General features: G+C 44.5%; 2 protein-coding genes. Both read right to left on the bottom strand.

The features are described 5' to 3' along the window. A partial coding sequence (locus ACWHAR_RS23835) for a hypothetical protein (RefSeq protein ID WP_452088035.1) occupies positions 1–76 on the bottom strand: 76 nt, incomplete at its 3' end. A 151-nt stretch (positions 77–227) separates the two neighbouring features. Beyond that, positions 228–972, bottom strand: a 745-nt coding sequence (locus ACWHAR_RS23830; RefSeq protein WP_452088034.1) for an amino acid permease, incomplete at its 5' end; no start/stop codon positions are given.

The following is a 972-nucleotide window of genomic DNA, read 5'->3' as shown; positions in this document are numbered from 1 at the left end:
TTTTTTCTTTTGATTGCTGTACTGGCTTTAGTGTATCTGGGATTGGGAGAGCATCCACAAATTTTTCAAGTGTCATTTTCATCTGTCCTTATCTAAATTTTCCAAATTGGTACTATAGTTAATGACAATAAGGACGTGATGGTTACAAAAAATCTTCGTGCTGCAGACCGCCCGAAGAAGAAAATAACAAAATCCTAAACGGCAGGCCGTTTAGGATTTGATCAGCATTAAGGCAGGATATCGGGCTGCTGCTGTGTGACTGGGTTGGCAGCCGCTTTCTCGCTCACCTTGCGTTTTCTGAACACAAGGTAAGAAATCAGAACGATTCCCGTGATGACGCCTGTCAGCAGCAGCTCGTCTCTCATGGAATCAATAAACGCCATGGACACTAAAATTCCGCAAATGGCGATGATGGTCAAGTAGGTTAGGAAAGGGAAGAGCCACATTTTGATCTTCAATGCTTCCGGGTTTGTTTTTTCGAGTTTTTTCCGCATTTTCAGCTGGGAAACGGCGATGACAAGATAGACGAGTAAAGCGATTGCGCCTGATGAGTTGACTAAGAATAAAAAGACGGTATCCGGTGAAAAATAGTTCATTACGACCGCGATATAAGAGAAAAATGTCCCGGCCACAATGGCTTGTACGGGAACGCCTTTTTTGCTCAATTTCATAAAACGGCGCGGCGCTTCGTTTCTTTCTGCAAGTGAATACAGCATTCTGGATGTGGTATACAAACCTGAATTCAGGCAAGAGAGTACGGCTGTGAGGACGATAAAGTTCATAATCTGTGCGGCTGCCGGCACTCCTATATGCTCAAGTACAGCGACGAAAGGGCTTTCTAAAATATTTGCTGAATTCCATGGCAAAAGCGCCACGACAATGGCGATTGAGCCCACGTAAAAGACGATGATGCGCCATACAACGGATCTGGTTGCTTTTGTCACAGATTCGATCGGGTTGGATGTTTCCCCT

The organism is Bacillus sp. LR--39, from assembly GCF_053613335.1.
Note: the sequence above shows the minus strand (reverse complement) of the source record. Positions and strands in the feature narration are given on the sequence as shown.